We start from the raw sequence: 25715 nt of genomic DNA on the forward strand, positions 1-25715 counted from the left end.
GGCGCTTTTCGCCGATCTGTTCAATGGGGTGAGCGCATCAACCCCGATCGCGCACGAAGCCGAGAATGTCCTTCACGGCATTGAAGGTTTCATCCGCGATCACGCGGACGCGGCGGCTGCCATCGTTCAGCACGCTGTCGATATAGGCCGGGTCGGCGACAAGACGCTGCATTTCGGCACCGATTGGCCCCAGCTTTTCCACGGCGATATCGACCAGCGCGCCCTTGAAGGTGGAAAACTGACCGCCGGCAAACTCCCGCAGAACATCCTCACGCGTGCGGCCGGCCAGCGTGGCGAAAATGCCGACGAGGTTCTCGGCTTCCGGCCTGCCTGCCAGTTCCTCCACCGTTTCGGGCAGCGGTTCTGGGTCGGTCTTGGCCTTGCGGATTTTCTGGGCAATGGTGTCGGCATCGTCAGTGAGGTTGATGCGCGAGTAATCCGAGGGGTCGGACTTCGACATCTTCTTCGTGCCGTCGCGCAGGCTCATGACGCGTGTGGAAACACCCTGAATCAACGGCTCTGGCAGTGGGAAGAACGTTTCGCCAAATCCGTTGCGGGCAATTGACTCGGCAAAATCGTTGTTGAATTTCTGCGCAATGTCGCGCGTCAACTCCACGTGCTGCTTCTGATCCTCGCCGACAGGCACTGCATGCGCCCGATACAGCAGGATGTCGGCGGCCATGAGCGACGGATAGGCATAGAGGCCAAGCGACACGTTCTCACGATCCTTGCCGGCCTTTTCCTTGAACTGCGTCATGCGGTTCATCCAGCCGATCCGCGCCACGCAATTGAACACCCACGCCAGTTCGGCATGGCCCGCAACCTGGCTCTGGTTGAAGATGATGTGCTTCACCGGATCGACGCCACAAGCGATGAAGGCGGCCGTGACCTCACGAATCTGACGCGTCAGAGCTTGCGGCTCCTGCGGCACGGTGATGGCGTGCAGGTCCACGACGCAATAAATGCAGTCGTAAGTGTTCTGAAAAGCGACGAAGCGGGAGATGGCGCCCAGATAGTTGCCCAGATGCAGGTTGCCGGTGGGCTGCACGCCGGAAAACACACGTTGCTTCAGAACTGGCTCTTGCAAGACGGACATGGCAGTGCCCCATCCCTTTCTTTTGATATCGTCATCTGTTTGGCGGGTTATCGCAGGCGGCGGCGATTGCGCAAGGAAAATCGGCAACCGACGTAGTGTCACTTCCCGGCGTCACTTATCGGAGTCACTCAATCTCGCGCGGCCTATGGGCAAAGCGTCCAGCACCCCGGAGAGGCGCAAGGCGAGCAGATAAACCAGCATGCCGCCGCCGCATAGCGCTGCGAGTATGCCGCCGCGCACCGCCAGCGGCCACTCAGCACCCAGCCATGGCGCGGCAACGCCGTCTAGCGCCGCCACAATAAGCCCCATCACGGCGGCGGCAAGTCCCAGACGCGCCAGGCGGGAGGCCGACGCAGCGTTCCACACTATTTCCGCGCGGGCGAAAATCACCAGCACCAGCATTTGCGTCCACAGCCCGAGACTCGCGGCGAGGCCGACCGCGCTAAATGAGGCGGACGTTGCCGGGGCCCAAAAACGCCATCCCGCTGCGTCAGTCATCAGGCGGGGCAGGGCGTGTCCGCACGCCAGCGTCACCAGCATTCCGGCCAGCCCCGCCACCAGCGGCGGCCACACGGTTCGCCGGGCAAAAAATGGTTGGATCAGGATTTTGCTCGCGCACGCCGCCGGCAACCCCGTCGCCAATGCCACCAGCAGTAAGGCAGTTTCGCGGCTGTCGGCAGGGCCGAAAGCGCCGCGCTCGAACAACACCGTGACAATGCTGGGGCCGAGGGCGATCAGTCCGGCAGTGGCCGGCAGCGCCAGCGCCAGCGCCCCGGTCAGATAACGTGTCAGCGCCGGCGCCAACGCCGATGCACCGTCGCGCTGGCTATCCACAAATTCCGGCAGCAGCACCACCCCCGCCGCGACCCCGATGAAAGACAGCGGAAGCTGGAACACCCTATCCGCGTAATAGAGCCACGACACCGCCGAAGGCTGATCCGAAGCCAGCGCCATGGTGGCCAGCAAAATGATCTGCGTCATGCCGCTGGCAAGCAAAGCGGGAACGGCGAACCTCGCCAGCCGGCGTGAGTCGGCGTCGAAACGTGGCATCTGCAGGTGAGGGCGGTGCGGCATGCGGGCCGCCGCCCATCCGACGATCACGAGGTGAAGCAAACCTGAAAAACTGATGGCCAGCGCAAGCCAGATGCCCGTCGCCGGATCGTCCTCGGCTCGCCCATGCAGCAACAGCAGGGCAACGATCAGCACACCATTGACCAACGCGGGCGCGACCGCCGCCGCAACGAACCGGCGTTCGGCGTTCAGCAACGCCGCCAACAGCGAGGCCAGTCCCGTCAATGCAACGAACGGCAACGTCAGGCGGGTGTAGTCAATTGCCAGCGCCAGTTTACCTGGATCGTCCCTGAAGCCGGCAGCTACAAAAAGCACCAGTGCCCCGGCTGCGATTTCCGCCAGCCCGGCAATCGCCGTCAAACATAAAGCTGCATTTACGATGGTGCGTCCGGCGAACTCGCGCGCCGCTTCCGTACCTTTGCGGGCAGCAACATCGCCGTAGACGGGCACGAAACCGGCGTTCAACCCGCCTTCTCCAAGCACGCGGCGGATGACGTTCGGAATTCTGAAAGCCACCAGAAAGGCGTCGGCAACCGTACCCGCGCCCAACACGCCGGCGATCAGGATATCACGCGCAAACCCCAACAAACGCGACGCTACGGACGCCGCGCCAACGATGGCTCCCGCACGTGCGACAGACTGGAAACGGGACATGCGCGGCGCTCAGGCGGTTGGCATCGCGGGGATGAGGCCGCAAAATCGGATCACGCGGCCAACGGCCAGCTGCCCTCGCCAATAACAAGCGGCTCGGTCGTCGCAGCCAGCCCTTGCCGGATGGTGATGACGGAGTTATCCGGCACCTGGGTCCATGCATCGCGGAGGTTGTCGAGAGGCTCCGAGGCGATAATGGTCGCGCCGGGGCGCTCACGCAGATAGAGGCGCGGCGTCAGGCCATCACAGGACGCACGAAACGCCCATATCGTCTGGCCATCGGAGAGGATGGCGGCAAAACGCAGCGCCTCCGGAATTTGCGCCTTGACCATGTATTCCTTGGTTTGCGCCAGCACCGTCCCAACGGCGGCCATCGGGGTTTCGCCCTCTTCCATGCGGGCCAGAATAAGCAGGAACAGCAGTTCGGAATCGGTTGTGCCTGCGCGCTGGTCGAACAGCTCGTCCGGCAGCAGCGCCTCAAGCTTGCGCCTGACACGATGGTACGAGCCAATCTGCCCGTTATGCATAAAGGCATAACGGCCGCAGGAAAATGGATGGCAATTTGCGCGTGTCGTTGCCGTCTGGGTCGCCGCGCGCACATGGGCGAGGAACAACGGCGAGCGCACTTGCGCGCACAAAGACTTCAGATTCTCGTCCGACCACGCGGGACGCAAATCGCGGAAGAGGCCCGGCTCCTCACGATCCCCATACCATGCCAGCCCGAAGCCATCGCCATTCGTCGCCGTCTTGCCTTCGCAAGCGTGCAAGGATTGGCGCACGAGAGAGTTCTTCGGTGCGCAAACAAGGGTATCCATAAAGGTCGGATCGCCAGAGTAGGCAAGAAGTCGGCACATGATTTCCATATCATGAAAGCTAAAAAGCATTTACGCAAGTGAAATTATATAAATCCATCCTGAGAAATGGAAATGGCGGAAGTGAGGCCGCTCGCATGCGTGGGTCGTATGGCTTCCATCATATAGAATCATTGGCCTCCTGTCACAGCATACCCGCGGATATGAAAAAAGCGCCGGTCCCGGATGGGACCGACGCTTGATCGGCATGGCCCGTGACGAATCACGGGCCATATAAGCGGGGATCAGAAGTCGCCGCCGAAGCCGCCAGGGCCGCCAGCCGGCAGAGCAGGCTTTTCGCGCGGCAGTTCAGCAACAAGCGCCTCGGTCGTGACGATCAGGCCAGCGACGGAAGCTGCGTCCTGAAGCGCCGTACGGACGACCTTCGCAGGATCGACGATACCGGCTTCGAGCAGGTCCACGTACTCTTCCGACTGGGCGTTGAAGCCGAACGTCTGCGAGGAGTTGTCGAGGATCTTGCCGACGACGACCGCGCCTTCGACACCAGCATTGGTGGCGATCTGACGGATCGGAGCCTCAAGCGCCTTCAGAACGATCTCGATACCGGCTTTGATGTCCGAGTTCTCGGTTGCGATCTGCTCAACAGCAGCCTTGGCGCGCAGCAGGGCAACGCCACCACCGGGAACGATGCCTTCTTCAATCGCGGCGCGGGTTGCGTTCAGCGCGTCATCAACGCGATCCTTGCGCTCCTTCACCTCGACCTCGGAACCACCGCCGACGCGGATAACCGCGACGCCGCCTGCGAGCTTCGCAAGACGCTCCTGCAGCTTCTCACGGTCGTAGTCCGAGGTGGTCTCCTCGATCTGCGCCTTGAGCTGAGCAACGCGGGCGTCGATGTCTTCCTTCGCGCCGGCGCCGTCGATGATCGTCGTGGCTTCCTTCTCGATGCGCACGCGCTTGGCACGGCCGAGCTGAGCCAGCGTGACGTTCTCGAGCTTGATGCCGAGGTCTTCGGAGATCGTCTGACCGCCGGTGACGATAGCGATGTCCTCAAGGATGGCCTTGCGGCGATCGCCGAAGCCCGGAGCCTTGACGGCAGCAACCTTCAGGCCACCACGCAGCTTGTTGACGACGAGCGTAGCCAGAGCCTCGCCCTCGACGTCCTCGGCGATGATCAGCAGCGGCTTGCCAGTTTGCACGATCGCCTCAAGCACGGGAAGCAGCGGCTGCAGCGAGGACAGCTTCTTCTCATGGATGAGAATGAAGGGGTCTTCGAAGTCGACGATCAGCTTCTCGGGGTTGGTGATGAAGTACGGCGACAGGTAGCCGCGGTCGAACTGCAAACCTTCGACGACGTCAAGCTCGGTCTCGAAGCTCTTGGCTTCCTCAACCGTGATGACGCCTTCGTTGCCGACGCGCTCAACGGCTTCAGCGATCAGCTTGCCGATCTCGGCTTCGCTGTTGGCCGAAATCGTGCCGACCTGCGCAACTTCCTGCGAGTTGGCGAGCTTCTTGGCGCGGCCCTTGATGTCCTTCACAGCGGTCTCGACGGCGAGGTCGATGCCGCGCTTCAGGTCCTGCGGGTTGAGGCCGGCGGCCACAGCCTTGGAGCCTTCACGCACGATAGCCTGGGCGAGAACGGTCGCGGTCGTCGTGCCGTCGCCAGCAAGATCGTTGGTCTTGGAAGCGACTTCACGCACGAGCTGCGCGCCGAGGTTCTCGAACTTGTCTTCCAGTTCGATTTCCTTGGCGACAGTCACGCCGTCCTTGGTGATGCGGGGAGCGCCGAACGACTTCTCGATGACGACGTTGCGGCCCTTCGGGCCGAGCGTCACCTTGACAGCGTTGGCTAGGGTGTCGACGCCGCGGAGCAGACGCTCGCGTGCATCGGTGGAGAATTTTACGTCCTTGGGAGCCATGGTCCTGATCTCCTGATAACTGATCTGATGAAGAAAAGCGGTTTCAGGCCGCTCAGCCGATGATGCCGAGAATGTCGGCTTCCTTCAGGATGAGAAGGTCTTCACCGTCGATCTTTACTTCGGTGCCGGACCACTTGCCGAACAGCACGCGATCGCCTTCCTTGACGTCGAGCGCGATGCGCTGGCCGCTCTCGTCACGGGTGCCGAGGCCAACCGCCACGACGATGGCTTCCTGCGGCTTTTCCTTGGCGGTATCGGGGATGATGATGCCACCCTTGGTCTTTTCTTCGCTGTCTGCGCGACGGACGACCACACGGTCATGCAACGGACGGAATGTCATTGATCCGCTTCCTTTTTAAGCTGCGCCCAAGACATGATAATGAGCGCGATTGGTGGATGTTGCAGCCCTGTTAGCACTCGACCGATGAGAGTGCTAACGGATGAGTTGAAGGTAGTTCCGCCCCCTCCGCCTGTCAAGGGAATCAGGTTGCAGTTTTTTGCACAAGCGAGAGGGTTTTTGCAGTTGCGCGGGAGCGCAGGCCAACTGCTGCGAAGTGCGACCGCAGCGGGATGCGTTCAAGTCGATCCATCGCGTTGAACGCAAGTTGCGATATAACTAACAGAGAGGCTGGAGCGCCTGCTCTGCTTCCGTATAGAACACGCGCTTCAGCCGCGAGTGCCTGGGCTCAGAGTGCCCGGTCGCCGCGCAATGTGCCGGCCGGGCCTTGCAGCACGAGCTGCCCTTTGACGAGATCCCACTTCTGACTCATGCGCAGGGCAAGCAGGAAGGCGCGCTCTGCGGCGTCGACGGCGGATCCGCAACTGCGCTTCGTGACCGCAAAGGGACTGACGGCAAATCCCTGATTCCGCAGCGGATAGGCGGTGGCCGAGAACGTGTTGCAGCCGCCGAATCCACGCAGCCTGAACTGGGTGTCGATTGTGAAATACGGCCGGTTCTGACCGGGTGGGTATGGCTTGCCGTTGAGGTCGATCGCGGACCACGGAACGCCGACGGGAAACTGCTTTTCCTGCTGTTGCGGAATGGCCTGCCGGGCTCGCGGCTCGTTGCCACGCAGCATGCCCGGATCGGCGGCCTGCGCGTGGGCAGCGGCGGGGGCGAGGAACGCCATGCCGGCAGTCACGAGCATTGCGGCCAGGCGGACCTTGGACGAGGCAGACATGATTGGGGCAAGGTTCATCGATATAGGGACCCGGTAGAGTGACGGTAAAACCGTCATGACAGGAACGAGACGCTGCAAACCATATCCGCGCAGCGCCGATGAGGCAATCGTCAAGTCGCGGACAGGTTGGGCCTGCCCGCATTCTTCATCAGCCGACGGGGCTGGCGCCGATGCGTGCGAGCAGATTCTCGATCAGCGGATTGGTGCGCCGCAGCACCCAATCCACCGAGCGCACCGTGACGGGATCGGCGCCCGCTTGCGCGAGCTGGTCCGCCAGCGCGAAAACGTGCCGCACCGGGCAGTGAAGCACGACCTTGCCATGCGCATCGGGCAGGCCGAAAGGCAGGCTTGCGCCAAAACGTCCGGTGATATCGTCCGGCAGGCTCGCGCCCTGTGGCAGAACAGCCGTCAGCTCGCGGATGGTGCGCGCTTCCTCTTCCGCCGCGATGCGTGTCAGAATTGTGCGTGCCGCGCGCCGCGCTGCGCCGGACCATGCCGCTGAAACAGAAGCCACGAGATTGGCCTGGGATCGCAGGATCACGCCGTCATCAATGATCTTCAGCGCATTGGCTGCCAGCGTTGCGCCTGTCGTCGTGATATCCACGATAATTTCAGCGGTGCCAGCAGCCGGGGCTCCTTCGGTCGCCCCTAAACTTTCCACGATGCGATAGTCGCTGACCCCGTGCTCCGCGAAAAAGCGCCGCGTGAGGTTGACGTATTTTGTCGCCACGCGCAGACGGCGCGCATGGGTCTGACGAATATCCGCCGCGACGTCATCGAGGTCCGCCATGTTGCGCACGTCGATCCATGCCTGCGGCGCGGCAACCACCACATCTGCAAAGCCGAAACCAAGCGGCGCAACGAACTCGACCACCGCGTCGGCATCGGCAAGCTGTTCGCGCAGCAGATCCTCCCCGGTGATGCCGAAATGGGCCGCGCCCGTTGCAAGCTGGCCAACGATGTCCGAGGCGGACAGGAACGCCACCTCGACATCCGGAAGCCCCTTGACGGCGCCGCGATAATCACGCGCGCCGCCGGGGCGCACCAGTTCCAGCCCGGCGCGGGCGAAAAAGGCGAAGGCGTTTTCCTGCAGCCGCCCTTTTGAGGGCACCGCGATGATCAGGGGCGCGCTCATCACTGGGCTCCCGTTGCGTTATCGGCGTCGAGCCGGTCGATCCAGATGGCAAAGCCAACCGCGGGCACCGGCTCTGGCGCGCCGAGGTGCGTCAGCAGGCTGTCATAGCGGCCGCCGCCGAGAATCGGCCGTGTATCCGGTTGGCGGCTATCATGCATCTCGACGATAAAGCCCGTGTAGTAATCCAGATTGCGCGCGAAGCCAGCCGAAAAGCTGACGGCTGCGACATCCAGCCCGCGCGCGGCGAGGAAGCCGGTGCGCGCCTCGAACGATTCGAGCGCCTTATCCAAGTCGATCTGCGCGTCACGCGCCAGATGGCGGATTTCCGTCGCCGCCGTGTCTGGATCGGCTTCGATGGCAAGATAGCGCGCCAGTGTCTCGCGCTGCCTGTCGCTGAGCTTGCTGCCGTTGCGATGGGCCGCGCGGGCAAGGAAGCGCTCCGCGATCTCACCGGCAGAGCGTCCGCCGACAGTGGAAATGCCGGCAATCGAGAGCACATCCTCAACGAAAGCGCGCGCAGCTGTGGGATCCTGCCCCTCGATGGCGGCGAGCAGCCCGGCATGGTCGGAGGGAGCACTACCGTTCTTGGCCACGCGTTCACCGTTGGCGGCGTCGAAAGGCTGTCCTTCAGCCACGGCGCGCAACACCCGCCGGCGCTGGGGGGCTGATACATCCAGCGCATCGAGCACCGCGCACAGCAGCCCCACATCGCCGAGGCGCACGAAGGGGTTGGCAACGCCAAGGCCCGTCAGCGCCTCGAAACCAAGCGCCACGACCTCAGCATCCGCAGCCTCGCGGTCGGCGCGGCCGAACGATTCGATGCCCGCCTGCGGAAACTCTCCCGCCCGCCCGGCGCGCTGGCGGAACACCGGCCCAAGATAGCTGAGGGAAGCGGCGGCTTCCGGTCCGCGCGACGCCAGATAATCGCGGCTGACGGGGATGGTGTAGTCCGGACGCAGGCACAATTCGTTGCCATCCGAATCCTGCGTCAGAAACATATGACGGCGGATATCCTCGCCGGACAGGTCGAGAAACGCATCCACCGGCTGCAGCACTGACGGCTCGATGCGGCGATAGCCTTCGCGCGAGAAAAGCGACAGCAGCGCACCGGCGCGGTCGGTGGCCTTTCTGGATGCGTGTGTCATGTCGCCCCTCCGACGATCAATCATGCGACGATCAACCATGCGGCGGTCACCCGCCCTGATTGTCCAGCACGCCGCGCACGGCGTCAACGAGTTCCGATTCCTTGACGGAAAACTGCGCCAGACGCTGCGCCTTGTAGGCGGCGTTGTCGAGATCCTGTCCCGACTGCGCGGCCTGCTGGCTGCCGGCGACGAGATCCTTGATCTGCACAATGCCTTCCGCCCGCTCATTCGAGCCCTGGATGACGACCGCCGGGCTCTGGCGACGGTCGGCGTATTTCATCTGCGCCTTGAGGCCGGAGGCGCCAAGATAGAGTTCGGCCCGGATGCCGGCTTGCCGCAGCGTCGTGACGAGGCCCTGATAATGGGCGATCTGGTCACGATCGAGCACCAGCACCACTACCGGCCCGATGGGGGCTGCGCCCTGCACAATAGGACTGCCGACGATCTTGAGCGCGGCCAACAGCCGCGACACGCCGATGGAAAAGCCTGTGGCCGGCACCGGCTCGCCGCGAAAACGCGCCACCAGCCCGTCATAACGCCCGCCGCCCGCGACGGAGCCGAACCGCACCGGCTGGCCATCGTCACCCGCGACGATGAACGTCAGTTCGGCCTCATACACGGGGCCGGTATAGTATTCGAGGCCGCGCACCACAGCCGGATCGATGGTGACGCGGCCGTCATCGTAACCCGCCGCCGTCACCAGCGTCGCGATCTCGCGCAATTCCGAGACACCTTCGAGGCCGCGCGCCGAGCCTTCCACAACCTGTTCCAGATTGGCAAGGGTCTCGTCCGCAGTTGCGCCACGCGCGGCGGTAAAAGCCAGTACGCGGGCAATCTGCCCGGCGTCCAATCCCGCGCCCTTGGTGTAATCGCCGCTTTCATCCTTGCGGCCTTCGCCAAGCAGCAGGGTAACGCCTTCCGGCCCAAGGCGATCGAGCTTGTCGATAGCGCGCAGCACCGTCAGGCGTTTGCCGGTGTGGATATCATCGGCGAGGCCGATGGCTTCCAGCACGCCGTCCAGCACCTTGCGGTTGTTGATCTTCACCGCATAATCGCCGCGCGCGATGCCCACGCGCTCCAGCGTGTCGGCCGCCATCATGCAAATTTCCGCATCCGCTGAAACCGAAGCTGCTCCCACGGTGTCGGCATCGAACTGCATGAACTGGCGGAAGCGCCCCGGCCCGGGCTTTTCGTTGCGGAAAACCCAGCCCGCGCGATAGCTGCGGTAGGGCTTGGGCAGCGTGTCATAATTTTCCGCCACGTGGCGGGCGAGGGGGGCGGTCAGGTCATAGCGCAGCGACAGCCACTGCTCATCGTCATCCTGGAACGAGAACACACCCTCGTTGGGCCGATCCTGATCCGGCAGGAACTTGCCGAGCGCGTCGGTGTACTCCACGAAGGGCGTTTCGACCGCATCGAAACCATAAAGCTCATAAGTTTCGCGGATATGGGCCAGCATGCGCTCGGTGGCGGCGATATCCGCCGGTCCACGGTCGGCAAAGCCGCGTGGCTGGCGGGCGAGGAGCTTTTGCGGTTTCTGGTTCTCTGGCCCGGACATGGCTGGAAGATAGTTCCGTATATGTATGACAACAAACCAAGGACGATCGCGGCCGGGAGCATGAGCCCAAATTCCATATGCTGCCGCAACTTGCGTTCAACTTGACGGATCGGCACGAATGCAGACTGCTCTAGCGCAGCCTGCGCCTCATGTCACGCGCCCAATCGCCCGCCAGCCGATATCGGAGCGGGAAAAACCTTCCGGCCAATCGATGCGGCCCACGGCCTCGTAGGCGCGGGCGCGGGCTTCCTCGATGGTCGGCGCGAGGGCGGTGACGTTAAGGACGCGCCCGCCGTTGGCGACGATCTCGCCATCCCGCTCTCTGGTGCCGGCGTGGAAAACGGTGACGCCCTCGACTTCGCCCGCCGCATCGATGTTGCGAATGACAGTGCCCTTTTTCACCTCACCGGGGTAACCGTCCGCGGCCAGCACGACGGAGAGCGCGGCGTCATCGCGCCATTTGGGCTGTACGTCCTTCAGCCGTCCCTCGACGCTGGCGAGCATCAGGTCTACGATGTCGCTGTCGAGGCGGGGCAGCAGCACCTGGCATTCGGGGTCGCCGAAGCGGGCATTGTATTCGATCAGTTTCGGGCCGTCCTTGCCGATCATCAACCCGGCATAGAGCACGCCGACATAGGGTGTGCCGCGCGCCTTGAGGCCCGCCACGGTCGGGTTGACGATCTCGTCCATGACGCGGGCGGCGATTGCCGGCGTGACGACCGGCGCGGGGGAATAGGCGCCCATGCCGCCTGTGTTGGGGCCTTTGTCGCCATCGAACACGCGCTTATGATCCTGCGCCGAGGCAAGGGCGACGGCGGTTTCGCCATCGCTGAGCGCGAAGAAGCTGGCCTCCTCGCCGTCGAGAAAATCCTCAATGACCACGGCGGCGCCAGCCGCGCCGAACTGGCCGGAGAATACCAGCCGCACGGCGTCTTCCGCCTGTTCCGTGGTTTCGGCCACCACGACGCCTTTGCCGGCGGCAAGGCCGTCCGCCTTCACCACGATGGGTGCGCCGCGCTCACGCACATAGGCAAGGGCTGGTTCCGCCGCGGTGAAGCGGGCATAGGCGGCTGTGGGAATGCTGAATTCGTCGCACAGGGCCTTGGTGAAACTCTTGGAGCCTTCAAGCTGCGCCGGTGCTTTGCGCGGGCCGAAAGCCGGAATGCCGGCCTGCGCCAGATCGTCGACGATGCCCGCAACCAGCGGGGCTTCCGGGCCCACGACAACGAGACCGATGGCGTGCAGGCGGCAAAAGGCGATGACGGCCGCATGGTCGGTGACATCGAGGACGACGTTCTCCCCCGCCTGTGCCGTGCCAGGGTTACCGGGGGCGATGAACAGCTTGTCCGCACGCGGACTCTTGGCAATGGCCCAGGCCAGCGCATGCTCGCGCCCGCCCGACCCCAGCAGCAGAATGTTCATCGCGGTCTCCCTCAATCGAAGCGTGCGCCGGGAGCAACTTGCATTCAAGTTGCGGTAGAATAAAGAATCTGCGGCGCTTATTCTGATTCCGTCAGAATCATCCGGCGCTCTAGCACGATGCGCCCCGCGATTCCATACTGCGATTTCCGGCCCGCTATATCCCGGCCGCTTCTGTGGGCGATCCACTGTGACGGGTGACGAGGCCGTCAGCTTCCCTTAAAGTGGCGGGCATGAGTCGCAAGTCCGTTCCCGCATCGCCCGATACTGAAGCCTCCGCCAGCAATGCGCCGGAGTGGAGCGTCACGTCACTGTCCGGCGCGTTGAAGCGCACGCTGGAGGATTCCTTCGGCCATGTGCGCCTGCGCGGCGAAATTACCGGCTATCGCGGGCCGCATTCCTCGGGCCATGCCTATTTCGGCCTCAAGGATGAAGGCGCGCGCATCGATGCCGTGATCTGGAAAGGCGTGTTCCAGAAGCTGCGTATTCGCCCGGAAGAGGGCATGGAGGTGATCGCCGTTGGCCGCATCACCACCTTCCCTGCTTCATCGCGCTATCAGATCATCGTCGAGAGCATCGAGCCTGCCGGTGTCGGTGCGCTCATGGCCATTCTGGAGGAGCGGCGCAGAAAACTCACCGCCGAAGGGCTATTCGACGACGCACGCAAGCGCCCGCTGCCTTTTCTGCCGGATGTCGTCGGCGTGGTCACGTCGCCCACCGGCGCGGTGATCCGCGACATCCTGCACCGGCTGGCGGAGCGGTTTCCCCGCCGTGTGCTGGTGTGGCCGGTGCGTGTGCAGGGCGAAACAAGCGCGGCGGAAGTGGCCGCCGCCATTCGCGGCTTCAATGCATTGCCTGTGGATGGCCCTGTGCCCCGTCCCGATGTGCTGATCGTGGCGCGCGGTGGTGGCTCGCTGGAAGATCTCTGGTCCTTCAATGAGGAAGTCGTCGTTCGGGCTGCGGCGGAAAGCACGATTCCGCTGATTGCGGCCATCGGCCATGAAACCGACTGGACGCTGATCGACCTTGCCGCCGACCTTCGCGCCCCCACGCCGACGGGCGCGGCGGAAAAGGCTGTGCCGGTGCGGCGCGACCTGCTGGCGACGCTCGCGGATTTATCTCGCCGCCATCACGGCGCCATGTCGCGCCTGCACGACAGGCGCACGAGCGACCTGCGGGCGTTGGCGCGCGCTCTGCCATCGGGCGAGAACCTGCTGGCGACATCGCGCCAGCGGCTCGATCTTGCGGGCGGTCGTCTTCAGCATGCGCTGGGGCTTGGCGTGCGCCGCCATGGAACGCGGCTGGCGGTGGCAGGGCAAAAGCTTGCCCGCCTGTCGCCACTGGTGCTGCTGGAACGGGCGCGGGCGCGCTGGAGCACGGCGGCGCGTGGGCTCGGGACGGGCTTTTCATATGCGCTGGAGCGCCGCGCCGCGTTGCTGGAGCGCTCAGCCTCTCGCCTGTCGTTGCAGCCGGTGAGACTGCGGATCGACGATCGACGCCAGCGGTTGGCAACTGCGGGGATACGCCTTGCCAATGCCTATGACGCGCGATTGTCCACGCAACGCGTGCGTGTGGACAGCCTGTGGAAGCTTGTGGGGAGCCTCAGCCATAAGGGTGTTCTGGCACGCGGCTATGCATTGGTGCTGGATGACGCCGGCCAGCCGGTGCGGGCGCGCGCAGGTGTGACGCCGGGAATGCCGCTCGATGTGGTCTTCACGGATGGCGCTGTCCGCGTGATCGCGGCGGGCGACGTGGACGATGCGCCTGCCGTGCGGCGCACCGCGCGCCGGCGCAAAACAGCCTCGCCCGAGGAAGCGGCCCAACCGACGCTTTTCGGTGGCCCGGACCCCGATTCTGAATGACGCCGGAACATGATCATGCGGTGCGACGGTTGACGCCGCGTGCCGGTATCGCTCTATAATAACCGGCAGATGTGATGACCCAGTAAATATGCCAATTCGGGCGCGACAGGAAACAAACCAATCATGAATCGCCAGGACTTCAAATTTTCCGGGGCGGGAGAAGCGCAGCTACAATATCTCGATGGCGACTACCGTGTCGTCCGTTCAGGCACATTCGTTCGCTGCGCCGTCACCGGCCGCCCGATCCCGCTGGACGAACTGCGCTACTGGAACGTCGATCTTCAGGAGGCCTATATCTCCCCGGAGGCCGTGCGCGAGCGTCTTATCAAGCTTGGGCAAATCAAGCCGGCGCAGTGATCCCCACTGATGCAACCGGCATCGGCTAAGTTTGATGCCTTGCTGGGTGAGCAAAACATTTCGGCCATCCTCAACCCCGAGGTTTTGTCGGGGGAGCTTAGCTGACGTATGAGGCAAGATAGGCGCGCAGCCCGTCTTCGTCATCAAAGGCCAGTGACACCGGCACAACCGCCACGGAGGCGCGTAGCGCCGGGGCAGCGGTGAGGGTGGAAAGGCGCACGGCGTCCTTTTCCGTCGTCACCGGCAGCAGACCCTTGAGTTCGGCCTCATGCTCGATGGCCGCTATCTGGCCGGGCGTGAATGGCATGTGGTCTCCAAAGGCTTTGGTGGCCACCACCTCGGCGCCGATATCCGTCAGCATATCGAAGAATTTCTGCGGCCGTCCTATCCCTGCGAAGGCGAACACGCGCTCGCCGCGCACGAGGCGCGCGGCATCCGCATCCGGCTCCAGCCGTGCCGTGAATACGGTTTTGCCCACAGCGCGGCCTGCCTTGACCACGGCGTCGCCGCATGCGCCTTCGCCGATGACGATCAGCGCATCCACATACGGCAACTGCCGCGCGAGCGGCGCTCTAAGCGGCCCGGCAGGCAGGCACAAACCGTTTCCGATGCCGGTCTCGCCATCGACCACAGCGAAGGTCAGCGCTTTTTTCAATGCCGGATTTTGCAGGCCATCGTCCATGATGAAGACATCGGCGGGGACGCCCGCATCCAGCAGCGCCTGCGCACCTGCGCGGCGGTCGCGTGCTACGGCTACCGGCGCGTGGCGGGCCAGCAGAAGCGCTTCGTCACCGATATCGACGTGCGTGAGGGTGATCTCAGCCTCTTCGCTTTCACCGACCAGCACCGGCCCGCGCAGTCGGCCGCCATAGCCGCGCGTGAGAAAAGCGGGCGCGACGCCCATATCCTGCAAGCGCTCGGCGATGGCGATGGCTGTCGGCGTCTTGCCTGCTCCGCCAGCGGTGAAGTTGCCGACGCAGATCACCGGCCGGCCCGGGGGCTGCCCCGGCCGCCGCATACGATGGGCCGTGATCGAGCCATAAAGCAGCCCGAACGGCTTCAGGAGCCGTGCAATGAAGAGAGGCGGATCTGGCCACCAGAATGCAGGAGCACGCACGGCAACATCCTCAGGGATATAAAAATTCGGGACAGGACACCATCACCGGCAAGACGTGTATCGGCTATCCGAAGACCGGCAGCATTGAAATTCAGTATTCCCCCTCCCGGTTCCCGTCAGATCTTTCACGTTCCGATATTGGAGACCGGAAAATCGATAATCTGGCAATGAAGCGAGCTGGACGTAAAATGCCTTAACCACCGCTCAGGTGCATATGCATGACGTATGGTGTGATCGCCTGCATCGTGCGGTCCACCGCGCCGCCCAACGAAACCGTGGTCTGCGCCGCCGCGCGCGCCATCGCCCTGGCGTGGGCGGGCTCTTCGAACAGTGCATGGACCGCCCCCGCCAGCGTGCGCGAATCGCTCACCGGGCATGCACCGGAAATGCCGTCGCCGTTGGGGGTGTCGAGCGCCTGATAAACGTTAGTGAAATTATGCACATGCGGGCCGTGGATAATGGTCGCACCGAGCTTTGCCGGCTCGATGGGGTTCTGTCCGCCGCGTGGCACCAGCGATCCGCCGATAAAGGCCAGAGGTGCGAGCCGGTAGAACAGTCCAAGTTCGCCGATCGTATCGCCGATGTGAACATCGTCGCCGCGCGAGGGCAAATCGCCGAGCGAGCGCAGGCTGGAGGCCAGCCCGGCCGCGCTGGCGATACCCGCGATCTCCGGCCCGCGTTCCGGGTGGCGCGGAACGATGATCGTCAGCAGGCCGGGATGCTCGCGCATCAGCATGCGGTGTGCGCGCAACACGAGGTCTTCCTCACCCGAATGTGTGCTCGCGGCCAGCCAGACCGGCCGCTCCCCGATCATCGCGGAAAGGGTGGCGACGGTTGCCGGGTTGGCCGGTGGGGCAGGGGCATCATACTTGATGTTGCCCGCCACGACCACGCGTGGAGCGCCAAGCCGCTCCAGCCGTTCGCCATCGGCTTCCGACTGGGCAAGGCAGAGGTCAAACAGCCGCAGCACACCGCTTGCCGTCTTGGGAACCCGCTGCCAACGCCTGAAGGATCGCTCAGACATCCGGGCGTTCAACAGCAGCGCCGGTATTTCCCGCCGCCGGATCTCGGCCAGAGCATTGGGCCATATTTCCGATTCGGCGATGAGCACGAGGTCGGGCTGCCAATGGTCGAGAAACCGGCGCATGAAGCGCATCACATCCAGCGGAACGAACTGGTGCAGTGCGCGCGTTGGCAACCGCTCGGCCAGCATCCGTGCGGACGTCACCGTGCCGGATGTGACGAGAACCGTGAAGCCCTGCCGTGTCAACCGCTCGACGATGGGCAGCAGGGAGATTGTTTCTCCCACGCTTGCTCCATGCATCCACGCCAGCCGCCCCGGCGGGCGCTCGCGCCCTGGATAACCGCGCCGTTCGCCACCGCGCGTCCTGTCCTCCTTGCCCTTGCGCATCCGCCATGCCAGCAGGCCGCCGATAAAGGGCGTAAGCGCGCTCGTACCGAGGCGATAGACGGTCAGAGGCCAGGGAAGGGAATGGTTCATGATGGGCAGGCTGCTTCGCTGAAAGGAGTGACCCTGAAAAACATGATCAACTGCCTCACGTCTCTGGCGGGGAGGGTACTTGGGTCGGCGGTTTGGCCGAACGCGACTTGGCCGAACGTGACTTGGCCGAACGTGACTTGGCCGAACGCGACGCGCTCCCTCCGGGATCGACCGCACCCACCAAGGAATACGCCCGCTCATGCACGGCGTCCAGAGCCTGCCCCGTGCTGATGCGCACAGCTTCGAGCGTGTCGTCGTCTGCGTCGGCGGGCACGAAAAGCGGCTCCCCGACCACCATCGCGATTCGCCCGAAAGGCAGGCCGATGGAGGCGTTGTCCCAGCTTTTGAAGTCGATTCGCCGGCTGGATACCACGGCCACCGGCACGATGGGCCTGCCGGAAAGCCGGGCAAGCAAAACGATGCCCTGGCCGCATTGGCGCGACACCTTGGGCACGTCCGCCGTCAGCACGACGAGTTCACCGTCCGCCAGCGCCCGCAGAAGACCACGCAGCGCTGCTACGCCACCCTTCTCGTGCATGCGCGCCCGCGCCCGTGCGCCCGAACCGCGAATCGGCCGGATGCCAAGGCGTTGCAGCGCCAGCGCATTGAACTCGCCGTCACCGCTGCGCGACACAAGCGCTGCCGCAGGGTCTTGCGGTCGCCGCGCGAACGGCACCATGAAATGCTGACCATGCCACATGGCCACGATGACGGGCATCACCTGCCCGGCCTTCTCGTAAAGATCGGCTGGCTCCGTCACCACTACGCTGGTGGCGCGCACGAGGCGCAAATATCCCGCCAGCAACGCACCGAGCGTTGCCTGCACAGGGCGCGAGCGTGTGATCCGTTTCAGAAGGGCCATGATGGCAGCGGGACCGGAATGATCGTCAGGCCGTTGCGTCCGGATCAAGCAGCCGGTGAAGATGCACGACGAAATAGCGGACATGGGCATTGTCGACGCTCGACTGCGCCTTGGCCTTCCAGGCCGCGTGCGCGGAAGCGTAATTCGGGAAAATGCCCACGATGTCGAGCTTGCTGAGATCACGGAACTCGGAACCGTCGATGTCGGTGAGTTCGCCGCCGAAGACAAGATGCAGAAGCTGTTTGGAGGATTCCGGCATTTGTGTCACTCCGTCGTTTGCGGGACGAGGGTTGCGAAGGGGCGATAACCCGGCAACCGGCCAGTTTCCGGAGAGTTTTCCAAAAACGGGTGCCGGGCATCATGCCGGATGCTGATGTATTGCATCAATTCCACGCTAAAGGGAACAGGATTACACGCCAACGGCAATGCTATGCGCGCAATTGACACCGCTGCCGCTGTTTATTCCTGTGCATGTCCGGATCTAGCGCACCCAGATGCCGCATCTTGCGCGGAAAGTCTTGAGGCGGTTCGTTCTCAGGCAGATGCACACACTGTGTGCGTTGACACGTGCGCGTTCTTGCGCGCATGTTGCGCAATACTGCCGATGAGATTATGCAGTGTATTCGTTTTTCTGGCCGCACGCTAGTGCCGCCGTGCTGTCGAGGTGATGCCGCATGGCGCGCGATTCATCCGATCCGACGCCGATCGGATCGCATCGGGAACTGGTGGATCATCTCGCGCGCGGCTGCCGTCCCGCGCATGAATGGCGCCTCGGCACGGAACACGAGAAAATCCCTTTCTACCGCAGCAACCACGCACCTGTGCCTTATGCAGGCGACAGCGGTATTCGCGCCCTTCTCGAAGGGCTTGCCGCGCGCACCGGCTGGCAGACCATTACTGAAGAGGGCCTGCCCATTGGTCTCTTCGACGATGTCGGCGGGGGAGCTGTGTCGCTGGAACCCGGCGGCCAGTTCGAGTTGTCCGGGGCGCCGCTGCGCTCAGTTCATGAAACGCGCGACGAACTTTTCCGCCATTTGACGGATGTAAAGGCCGTTGCCGAGTCGCTGGGCATCGGCTTTCTCACGCTGGGTGAGAGCCCGCTGTGGACGCGGGCGCAGACGCCTGTCATGCCCAAGGGGCGCTACCGCATCATGATGGACTACATGCCGCGCGTCGGGCAGCTGGGTCTGGACATGATGTTCCGCACCACGACCGTTCAGGTCAATCTGGATTTCTCCAGCGAGGCGGACATGGTGAAGAAGCTGCGCGTCAGCCTTGCCCTGCAGCCGCTGGCAACTGCATTGTTTGCCAACTCGCCTTTCACCGATGGGCGTCCGAACGGCTTGCTTTCCGCGCGCTCGGAAATATGGCGCGACACCGATGCCGACCGCACGGGCATGCTGGCCTTCGCTTTCGAGGACGGCATGGGCTTCGAGCGCTATGTCGACTGGGTGCTTGATGTACCGACCTACTTCGTCAAGCGCGGCGATAGATATCACGATGTCGCGGGCCGCTCGTTCCGCGACCTGCTGGATGGTCGTATGCCGGGGCTTGAGGGCGAACGCGCCACGCTTTCGGACTGGTCGAATCACCTGTCCACCGTCTTCCCGGAAGTCCGGCTGAAGCAGTTTCTGGAAATGCGCGGCGCAGATGCCGGACCTGCGCCCATGCTGCTGGCGCTGCCGGCATTCTGGGTTGGGCTGCTGTACGACAGCAATGCACTTGATGCTGCGTGGGATCTCGTCCGCGACTGGACCGAAGCCGATCGCCAGTCGCTGCGTGATGCCGTGCCGCGCGAGGGCCTGGCGGCAACGATTCGCGGGCGGCCATTGCGCGAGCTGGGGCGGGAGGTGCTGGCGCTGGCAAGAGCGGGGCTTTCCGCCCGTGCGCTTATTGATAACGCCGGTGACAACGAGAGCCGCTATCTCGACCCGCTCGATATCATCGTTGCAAGCGGGCGCACTCAGGCCGAGGACTTGCTGGCCCTGTGGAACGGGCGCTGGGACCATTCGGTCGAGCCGGCTTTCGAGGAATGCGTATTCTGACGCAGCGCTATATGACGCCGAGGCCGCGCAGGCTGGCGTGTCCCTTGCGACCGACGATGACGTGATCGTGCACCTCGATGCCGAACGGCGTCGCGATGTCGACGATCTCCCGCGTCATGCGAATATCCGCCGATGACGGCGCCGGGTCGCCGGACGGATGATTGTGGACCAATATCATCGCGCTGGCAGATAGCTCCAGAGCCCGCTTCACCACCTCGCGCGGGTAGACGGGCGTGTGGTCGATCGTGCCGGTTTGCTGTACTTCGTCGGCAATGAGTTGGTTGCGCTTGTCCAGAAACAGTACGCGGAAGTGTTCCTTGTCGGCGAAGGCCATGCTCGCACGGCAGTAGTCGAGCACGGACGTCCATGAGTCCAGCACCGACCGCCCCGCGATGGCTCCGCGCGTCATACGGACGGCGGCAGCTTCGATCAGCTTGATATCGGCTATCACGCCCGCGCCAATGCCATCCACTTCTGCCAGCAAGGTTTCCGGCGCGGCGATCACTTCCGCGAAACTGCCGAAGCGACGGATCAAGTCCTTTGCCAGCGGCTTGACATCGCGCCGGGGAATGGCGCGGAAGAGCACCAGCTCCAGCAGTTCGTAATCGGCCAGGGCTTCCGCGCCGGCTTCGCGAAAGCGTGCGCGCAGCCTTTCGCGGTGACCGTGATAATGCGGGGCGTCGTCGGATTTGTCTTGTCCGGTCATGGGATCATGCTCCGATCCACCATCCGCACCGCCCACTGCATCCGCACCATCGATGTCATTGTCCCATCAGGTCGTATCCCCGCTCCAACGGAGCCGGGATGTTCGCCGCATTCTTGATTGAAAGTGGATTCCGGAAGCCGTGCTCCAGCCGTCCATGAGGGCGGCCGGAGGTCAGCCTTCCGTGGAAAACGGCGGATGGTACAGGCCGGCGGGGGAGAACGTGAAGACCTCGCAGCCGTCTTCGGTCACGCCGAGGGTGTGCTCGAACTGGGCGGTGAGGGAGCGATCTCGCGTCACGGCGGTCCAACCGTCCGCCAGCACTTTCACATGCGGGCGACCGAGGTTGATCATGGGCTCGATGGTGAAAATCATGCCGGGTTGCAGCGGCGTGCCTTCCCCGCGACGCCCGTAATGCAACACGCTCGGGGCCTCGTGGAACGAGCGGCCAACGCCATGGCCGCAGAAATCGCGCACCACGGAGCAGCGTTCCCCCTCGGCATATTCCTGAATGGCTGCGCCGATGTCGCCCAACGTCGCGCCAGGTTTCACCGCGGCGATGCCACGCATCAGGCACTCGTACGTGACCTCGACGAGCCGTTGGGCCTTGCGTGATACTTCGCCGACGAAATACATGCGATTCGAGTCGCCGTACCAACCGTCCACGACGAATGTGACGTCAACGTTGACGATATCGCCTTCCTTCAACGGCTTGTCGTTGGGCTGGCCGTGGCAGACCACATGATTGATGGAGGTGCAGCAAGAATAACGGTAGCCGCGATAAAGCAGCGTCGCCGCCAGATAGCCGCGCTCTTCCCCATAATTGAACACGAACGCGTCGATTTCCGCCGTTGTCACGCCCGGCCGAATGATATCGTTGAGCTTGTCGAGACAATCCGCAGCTGCCTGGCCGGCCTTGCGCATGGCATCGAAGGCGTCCGGCCCGTAGATGATGATGTCGTGAGACCGGCGCGAAACCGTGGCAGCATCGAATTCGTTCATGAGAAAACCGTCAAGACTCCCTAAAAGCAGGACTACCAATTTAAGCCAGACTGCTCAGCATGCAAGCTTTATGACGATACGACTATCGACGATTCACTTATGCATGCAGGACAGGACTGGCGTCCGCGCGCCGGGGCGTGTAATGATTCTGATATGGTGACAGACGTGATTGCCCAAGCCCTGCCTGCGGAAGTGGCGCCCTTCGGCGCACACGCACCCTCGCGCTTTGTGCGTGCGGCGCTGTCGCTGACTGGCAAGTTACCTGATACATGGTCAGGCCGGCGTGTGGCTTTCTTCTTGCGCAACCTTGTGCTGCGCAGTCTCGCCGGAAAGCCGCTGGACATCGAGGCGCTTGGCGCGAAAATGCGTATCAAGCCGTACAATAATATTTCCGAAAAGAAGGTGCTGTTCACGCCGCAATATTTCGATGCGGAGGAACTCGCCATCCTGCGCCGTTACATCACCGATGATTTTGTCTTTATCGATGTTGGCGCAAACGCAGGGTTCTATGCGCTGCACGCGGCGGCGCATGCACGTGGCCGGGCGCGTATCGTTGCTGTCGAACCGCAGCCCGAGATCTTCGACCGGCTGGTATGGAACATCGGCGTCAACCGTTTCGGCACCGTCAAAGCCATTGCATGTGCTCTTGCAGACCGTGCCGGCGAGGTGACACTGTTTCTTGATCCCGCGAACATCGGGCAGGCCAGCATCAGGATCGTCGGCTCCGCCAACGCGCCCACCTTGCGCGTGCCGGCCAAGACCATGCTGGATATCATCCGCGAAGAACGCTTCAACCACGTTGATGCCGTCAAGCTCGACGTGCAGGGGGCGGAGGATCTCATTCTTGAGCCGTTCCTCGCCACGGCTCCGACAGCGTTGCTGCCGCGTCTTGTCATTCTGGAAAACAGCGAAAGCCGCTGGCAGACGGATCTGCACGCACTGCTGAGAAGCCACGGTTACAGCGAGATTACGCGCACACGCCTCAATGCGGTTTACGCGCTGGCGTGACCGACAACGGGCACCGCGCCTGCAATCGTAATGCTGGCAGCGTCCGAGTCATTACCTGGGTTCACCCGGCACGTGTAGGCAATACTCTCGACACCGCGCGCTGCGGCGCGTGCATGGGCGGCGGCATAGGCGGGATCGATGTCGGCAGCGAGACCGAACGTTTCCGCCGGCATCTGGATGACGAACAGCATGACTGCCCGTCCTCCGCCTTCGACGACATCCCCGAGTTCCTCAAGATGCCGCGCACCACGTGCCGTAACCGAATCGGGAAACTCCGCCAGCCCCGGGCGGCGCATGAGATGAACGTTCTTCACCTCTACGTAGCAGGGCGGGCGATCCGACGCTTCGAGTAGAAGATCGACCCGGCTCGCCGTGCCATAGCGGCCATCGCCATAACGCACCTCTCTCCGCAGCGAGGTGTAGCCTGCCAGTTCCGGAATAGCGCCAAGATCGATGGCTTCTGCGGCGATCGTGTTGGGATGGGCGGTGTTGATGCCGACAATGTGCGAAACGCCGCCAAAATCAGCCTCGACCATCTCCCACGATAGCGGCAGTTTGCGCTTCTTGTTGGCCGAACGAGACAGCCAGACGCGATTGCCGGGAGCGGTCAATCCGAGCATCGCACCCGGATTGGCACAATGGGCGGTAACGATCTCACCGCCCAGTTCGATATCCGCCAGAAACCGTTTGTAGCGGCGAACAAGCCATCCTTCGATCAGCGGTTCGGCAAATCGCATGCTGCGGAACCGCTAATCAAGTGTCGGACGATTGCACGTCGGCCAACGACAAATTCTCATCAGTCGCTGGTTCGGTTTCAGCTGGCGTCGCCTTCTTGCGCGTTGTCCTGCGCGGTGCGGGCTTCTCAGCCGTTTCCGTTTCAGCCGTCTCGGCTTTCTTGCGAGGAGCGCGTTTGCGAACAGGCTTTGCGGGCTCCTCACTGGAAACCGTAGTCTCTGCGGGCACTACCTCGGCAGCCGAAGTATCCACAGCATCCGCCGTAGCCTTGGCTGTTTTGGTGGTTGCCCGTGTCGACCGCTTTCTGGCAGGCTTCGGCGTTTCCGCTGCGGCGGGGGCGTCAGTTGTTGCGGAAGCGGTATCAGCCTCCGCCGCGACTTCCGTTTTCTTGCTCCGACGCCGAACCGGCTTGGCTGGGGCAGCCTCCGGCTCCACGGCAGGCTGCGCAGCTTCATTCGAAGCGGGCTGTTCAGACGTTGCTTCCTCAGAAACGACTTCCTTGGGCGCAGCTTTCTTGCGAGAGCGGCGAGCCGGCTTCTTGGGCGCTTCCTCTGCGATCACGGAAGCGCCCTGTACCTCCGCAGGTGCCGACACTTCGGCTTCTACATGCGGCGCAGGCTCTGATGTGGCGGCGACATCGTCAACCGCAGCGGCCACGGCTTCCGGCGCGTGAGAAGTCGTTACCGCAGCAGCCTCATCCGCAGGTGCGGCAGCGTCAGCGGGGGTTGCGATTTCGACGGTCCGCTTCTTGCGCTTGCGCCTGCGGTTCTGGTCGCGCTTGCTGGACTGATCGGCTTCCGGTTGGTCATCCGCCGCACGCTTGCTGGCGGCGTCTTTCGTCGGCACGGCCTCGTTTACAACCTCGATGTCGTGATCCTCGTCCTCCTCGATATTGTCGGAGAACGGCTTAATCACGACCTTCTTCAGCAGAAACGCCGGGATGTGATCGCCAAATCCAATAACGGCTGAATCGTCATCGTATCGCGGACGGCTGTGGACCGGGTTGTCACCGGCGCGGACGGGCTGATAGCGCGCCGGCTCCTGCCGGACAGGCTCCTGCCGCACGGGCTGGGCGCGAGGCGTCTTGCTCGTGTTGCTACGCGCTTCTTCCGCGCGCGGCTCCCGCTTTTCGGGGCGGGGGGCCTCACGGCGGCTGCGGTCGCGCCTGTCACGGCTCTCGCCGCGCGCTCCGCCACGACCGCGTTCGCGGCGCGACTCAGACGTGCCGGCTTCGGGCTGCTCGGCCAAAAGCTCTTCCAGCGTCTTGCCTTCCCATTGAATGCTCTTGCCGGTCAGGGCTTCTATGGCCGCCAGCGCCTTCGTATCGTCGGTCGTGACGATCGACGCGGCATATCCCGAGCGCCCCGCCCGTCCCGTGCGGCCGATGCGGTGGACGTAATCCTCGGCGTGGAAGGGCACGTCGAAGTTGAAAACGTGGCTGACTTCCGGAATGTCGAGACCGCGCGCGGCCACGTCACTGGCGACGAGCAGGGACGCGCCGCCGTTGCGGAAGTTATCGAGCGCCTGCATGCGCGAGCGCTGGTCCATGTCACCATGCAGCGCCACGGCGTTGAAGCCGTGCTTCTCCAGCGAGCGATGCAGCAGGGCGACGTCCCGCTTGCGGTTGCAGAAGATGATAGCGTTCTGCAAATCCTCGGCACCGCGAATGAGCCGGCGCAGAACCTCGCGCTTGGCGTAGGCTTCGGCACCTGACGCAACCAGACGCTGCGTGATGGTGCTGGCGGTCGAGGACGGGCGCGCGACTTCCACCTTGACCGGATTGCTCAGGAACGCTTCCGTGAGCTGCTGGATCTCGGGCGGCATCGTCGCGGAAAAGAACAGGGTCTGGCGCGTGAACGGCACCATCTTGCAGATACGCTCGATGTCCGGAATGAAGCCCATGTCGAGCATGCGGTCGGCCTCGTCGATGACGAGGATCTCGATGCCGGTGAGCAGCAGCTTGCCGCGTTCGAAATGGTCCAGAAGACGGCCGGGCGTGGCGATGAGCACGTCGGCGCCGCGTGTGATCTTCGCGTCCTGATCAGCGAAGGAAACGCCGCCGATCAGCAGCGCGACCGAAAGCTTCTGGTTGACGCCGAGCCGGGTGAAGTTTTCCTCGACCTGCGCGGCGAGTTCTCGCGTCGGTTCCAGAATGAGCGTGCGCGGCATGCGCGCGCGGGCGCGGCCGGTTTCCAGCCGGTTGAGCATCGGCAGCGTGAACGCGGCCGTCTTGCCGGTGCCGGTCTGGGCGATGCCCAGAATGTCACGGCCCGCCAGCGCGGGCGGAATGGCTTGCGCCTGAATGGGTGTGGGTGAAGTGTATCCCGCGGCGGAGACCGCTTCCAACACCTTTTCGCTCAGACCGAGTTCCGAAAACGACATTGTATTCCGTTAAACAGGCGCCGGGGACGGAAGCATCATCCCGCACAGCGGCGCAGGGCGTGTCAGCCCGACCGAAGATGGGGAACACCCCGCATCCTTCCGCGGACCATAAAAGTTTCCGCTTTATTGTCAACGAATACGCCGGCCTGCGTCC

Annotated in this window: 21 protein-coding genes and 1 pseudogene; 4 read left to right on the plus strand and 18 right to left on the minus strand. The window is 63.5% G+C overall.

The genetic code is table 11. The features are described from left to right. Positions 1-37 precede the first annotated feature (37 nt). From trpS to purD, 10 genes are all read right to left on the minus strand, one after another. Positions 38-1096, minus strand: a complete 1059-nt coding sequence (gene trpS / locus FHS81_RS01345) for a tryptophan--tRNA ligase (RefSeq protein ID WP_183750238.1) — start codon at positions 1094-1096, stop codon at positions 38-40. Between the two features lie 111 nt (positions 1097-1207). Continuing rightward, on the minus strand, positions 1208-2821 hold the full coding sequence (gene murJ / locus FHS81_RS01350) for a murein biosynthesis integral membrane protein MurJ (RefSeq protein ID WP_183750239.1): 1614 nt from the start codon (positions 2819-2821) through the stop codon (positions 1208-1210). A gap of 50 nt (positions 2822-2871) precedes the next feature. Continuing rightward, a complete protein-coding gene (locus FHS81_RS01355; RefSeq protein ID WP_183750240.1) occupies positions 2872-3672 on the minus strand; it encodes a class II glutamine amidotransferase in 801 nt (266 codons plus the stop codon). A 242-nt stretch (positions 3673-3914) separates the two neighbouring features. Further along, positions 3915-5549, minus strand: coding sequence for a chaperonin GroEL (gene groL, locus FHS81_RS01360; RefSeq protein WP_183750241.1), 1635 nt, complete (start codon positions 5547-5549; stop codon positions 3915-3917). Positions 5550-5601: 52 nt separating this feature from the next. After that, entirely contained in the window at positions 5602-5889 is a 288-nt protein-coding gene (groES, locus tag FHS81_RS01365) for a co-chaperone GroES (protein ID WP_183750242.1), read from the minus strand. Positions 5890-6235: 346 nt separating this feature from the next. After that, positions 6236-6730 carry an META domain-containing protein gene (locus FHS81_RS01370; protein ID WP_246374367.1) on the minus strand — a complete coding sequence of 165 codons (495 nt, stop codon included), beginning with the start codon at positions 6728-6730 and terminating at the stop codon, positions 6236-6238. A gap of 148 nt (positions 6731-6878) precedes the next feature. Beyond that, positions 6879-7868, minus strand: coding sequence for an ATP phosphoribosyltransferase (gene hisG, locus FHS81_RS01375; protein WP_183750243.1), 990 nt, complete (start codon positions 7866-7868; stop codon positions 6879-6881). Next, positions 7865-9010 carry an ATP phosphoribosyltransferase regulatory subunit gene (locus FHS81_RS01380; protein WP_183750244.1) on the minus strand — a complete coding sequence of 382 codons (1146 nt, stop codon included), beginning with the start codon at positions 9008-9010 and terminating at the stop codon, positions 7865-7867. The genes hisG and FHS81_RS01380 overlap by 4 nt, the downstream gene beginning before the upstream one ends. Before the next feature lie 46 nt (positions 9011-9056). After that, on the minus strand, positions 9057-10568 hold the full coding sequence (gene hisS, locus FHS81_RS01385; RefSeq protein WP_183750245.1) for a histidine--tRNA ligase: 1512 nt from the start codon (positions 10566-10568) through the stop codon (positions 9057-9059). Between the two features lie 147 nt (positions 10569-10715). After that, positions 10716-11990: a phosphoribosylamine--glycine ligase gene (gene purD / locus FHS81_RS01390; protein WP_183750246.1), complete on the minus strand. Its 1275-nt coding sequence runs from the start codon at positions 11988-11990 to the stop codon at positions 10716-10718. A gap of 230 nt (positions 11991-12220) precedes the next feature. On the opposite strand from purD, the gene xseA reads away from it, so the two are divergent. Further along, a complete protein-coding gene (xseA, locus tag FHS81_RS01395) occupies positions 12221-13849 on the plus strand; it encodes an exodeoxyribonuclease VII large subunit (RefSeq protein ID WP_183750247.1) in 1629 nt (542 codons plus the stop codon). A gap of 123 nt (positions 13850-13972) precedes the next feature. After that, positions 13973-14206 carry a DUF2093 domain-containing protein gene (locus tag FHS81_RS01400; protein WP_210281490.1) on the plus strand — a complete coding sequence of 78 codons (234 nt, stop codon included), beginning with the start codon at positions 13973-13975 and terminating at the stop codon, positions 14204-14206. 97 nt (positions 14207-14303) lie between these two features. Here FHS81_RS01400 and lpxK read toward each other — a convergent pair whose 3' ends face one another. The 4 genes from lpxK to FHS81_RS01420 form a co-directional block, all read right to left on the minus strand. After that, positions 14304-15323, minus strand: a complete 1020-nt coding sequence (gene lpxK / locus FHS81_RS01405; protein WP_183750248.1) for a tetraacyldisaccharide 4'-kinase — start codon at positions 15321-15323, stop codon at positions 14304-14306. 193 nt (positions 15324-15516) lie between these two features. Then, positions 15517-16824, minus strand: a complete 1308-nt coding sequence (locus tag FHS81_RS01410; RefSeq protein ID WP_183750249.1) for a 3-deoxy-D-manno-octulosonic acid transferase — start codon at positions 16822-16824, stop codon at positions 15517-15519. Positions 16825-16879: 55 nt separating this feature from the next. Beyond that, on the minus strand, positions 16880-17686 hold the full coding sequence (locus FHS81_RS01415) for a lysophospholipid acyltransferase family protein (RefSeq protein ID WP_183750250.1): 807 nt from the start codon (positions 17684-17686) through the stop codon (positions 16880-16882). Positions 17687-17711: 25 nt separating this feature from the next. Beyond that, positions 17712-17945: a DUF4170 domain-containing protein gene (locus FHS81_RS01420; RefSeq protein ID WP_183750251.1), complete on the minus strand. Its 234-nt coding sequence runs from the start codon at positions 17943-17945 to the stop codon at positions 17712-17714. A 415-nt stretch (positions 17946-18360) separates the two neighbouring features. On the opposite strand from FHS81_RS01420, the gene FHS81_RS01425 reads away from it, so the two are divergent. Further along, positions 18361-19731, plus strand: a complete 1371-nt coding sequence (locus FHS81_RS01425) for a glutamate--cysteine ligase (RefSeq protein ID WP_183750252.1) — start codon at positions 18361-18363, stop codon at positions 19729-19731. Positions 19732-19738: 7 nt separating this feature from the next. Here the strand turns inward: FHS81_RS01425 and radC are convergent, their stop codons facing one another. Together radC and map are read right to left on the minus strand one after the other, a co-directional pair. Beyond that, positions 19739-20437, minus strand: coding sequence for a RadC family protein (radC, locus tag FHS81_RS01430; protein WP_183750253.1), 699 nt, complete (start codon positions 20435-20437; stop codon positions 19739-19741). A gap of 171 nt (positions 20438-20608) precedes the next feature. Continuing rightward, entirely contained in the window at positions 20609-21436 is an 828-nt protein-coding gene (gene map / locus FHS81_RS01435) for a type I methionyl aminopeptidase (protein ID WP_183750254.1), read from the minus strand. Positions 21437-21601: 165 nt separating this feature from the next. Between map and FHS81_RS01440 the strand changes: the two genes are divergently transcribed. Beyond that, positions 21602-22444 carry an FkbM family methyltransferase gene (locus FHS81_RS01440; protein ID WP_343052394.1) on the plus strand — a complete coding sequence of 281 codons (843 nt, stop codon included), beginning with the start codon at positions 21602-21604 and terminating at the stop codon, positions 22442-22444. Here FHS81_RS01440 and sfsA read toward each other — a convergent pair. Beyond that, on the minus strand, positions 22429-23181 hold the full coding sequence (gene sfsA, locus FHS81_RS01445) for a DNA/RNA nuclease SfsA (RefSeq protein WP_183750256.1): 753 nt from the start codon (positions 23179-23181) through the stop codon (positions 22429-22431). The two genes, FHS81_RS01440 and sfsA, sit on opposite strands and share 16 nt — an antisense overlap. A gap of 904 nt (positions 23182-24085) precedes the next feature. Beyond that, positions 24086-25561, minus strand: a pseudogene (locus FHS81_RS18850) (DEAD/DEAH box helicase); the annotation flags it as partial. Positions 25562-25715 lie beyond the last annotated feature (154 nt).

The sequence above is a fragment of the Pseudochelatococcus contaminans genome, from assembly GCF_014195635.1.
GTDB lineage: Bacteria > Pseudomonadota > Alphaproteobacteria > Rhizobiales > Beijerinckiaceae > Pseudochelatococcus > Pseudochelatococcus contaminans.

What these genes read in the sequence shown, in the direction of transcription:
- FHS81_RS01370 (WP_246374367.1), bottom strand. Translation starts at nt 6,730, where the DNA reads ATGTCTGCCTCGTCCAAGGTCCGCCTGGCCGCAATGCTCGTGACTGCC.
- trpS (WP_183750238.1), bottom strand. Translation starts at nt 1,096, where the DNA reads ATGTCCGTCTTGCAAGAGCCAGTTCTGAAGCAACGTGTGTTTTCCGGC.
- FHS81_RS01355 (WP_183750240.1), bottom strand. Translation starts at nt 3,672, where the DNA reads ATGTGCCGACTTCTTGCCTACTCTGGCGATCCGACCTTTATGGATACC.
- FHS81_RS01380 (WP_183750244.1), bottom strand. Translation starts at nt 9,010, where the DNA reads ATGACACACGCATCCAGAAAGGCCACCGACCGCGCCGGTGCGCTGCTG.
- FHS81_RS01425 (WP_183750252.1), top strand. Translation starts at nt 18,361, where the DNA reads ATGGCGCGCGATTCATCCGATCCGACGCCGATCGGATCGCATCGGGAA.
- FHS81_RS01420 (WP_183750251.1), bottom strand. Translation starts at nt 17,945, where the DNA reads ATGCCGGAATCCTCCAAACAGCTTCTGCATCTTGTCTTCGGCGGCGAA.
- FHS81_RS01410 (WP_183750249.1), bottom strand. Translation starts at nt 16,824, where the DNA reads ATGAACCATTCCCTTCCCTGGCCTCTGACCGTCTATCGCCTCGGTACG.
- purD (WP_183750246.1), bottom strand. Translation starts at nt 11,990, where the DNA reads ATGAACATTCTGCTGCTGGGGTCGGGCGGGCGCGAGCATGCGCTGGCC.
- FHS81_RS01400 (WP_210281490.1), top strand. Translation starts at nt 13,973, where the DNA reads ATGAATCGCCAGGACTTCAAATTTTCCGGGGCGGGAGAAGCGCAGCTA.
- xseA (WP_183750247.1), top strand. Translation starts at nt 12,221, where the DNA reads ATGAGTCGCAAGTCCGTTCCCGCATCGCCCGATACTGAAGCCTCCGCC.
- map (WP_183750254.1), bottom strand. Translation starts at nt 21,436, where the DNA reads ATGAACGAATTCGATGCTGCCACGGTTTCGCGCCGGTCTCACGACATC.
- groL (WP_183750241.1), bottom strand. Translation starts at nt 5,549, where the DNA reads ATGGCTCCCAAGGACGTAAAATTCTCCACCGATGCACGCGAGCGTCTG.
- groES (WP_183750242.1), bottom strand. Translation starts at nt 5,889, where the DNA reads ATGACATTCCGTCCGTTGCATGACCGTGTGGTCGTCCGTCGCGCAGAC.
- FHS81_RS01415 (WP_183750250.1), bottom strand. Translation starts at nt 17,686, where the DNA reads ATGGCCCTTCTGAAACGGATCACACGCTCGCGCCCTGTGCAGGCAACG.
- murJ (WP_183750239.1), bottom strand. Translation starts at nt 2,821, where the DNA reads ATGTCCCGTTTCCAGTCTGTCGCACGTGCGGGAGCCATCGTTGGCGCG.
- radC (WP_183750253.1), bottom strand. Translation starts at nt 20,437, where the DNA reads ATGACCGGACAAGACAAATCCGACGACGCCCCGCATTATCACGGTCAC.
- hisS (WP_183750245.1), bottom strand. Translation starts at nt 10,568, where the DNA reads ATGTCCGGGCCAGAGAACCAGAAACCGCAAAAGCTCCTCGCCCGCCAG.
- sfsA (WP_183750256.1), bottom strand. Translation starts at nt 23,181, where the DNA reads ATGCGATTTGCCGAACCGCTGATCGAAGGATGGCTTGTTCGCCGCTAC.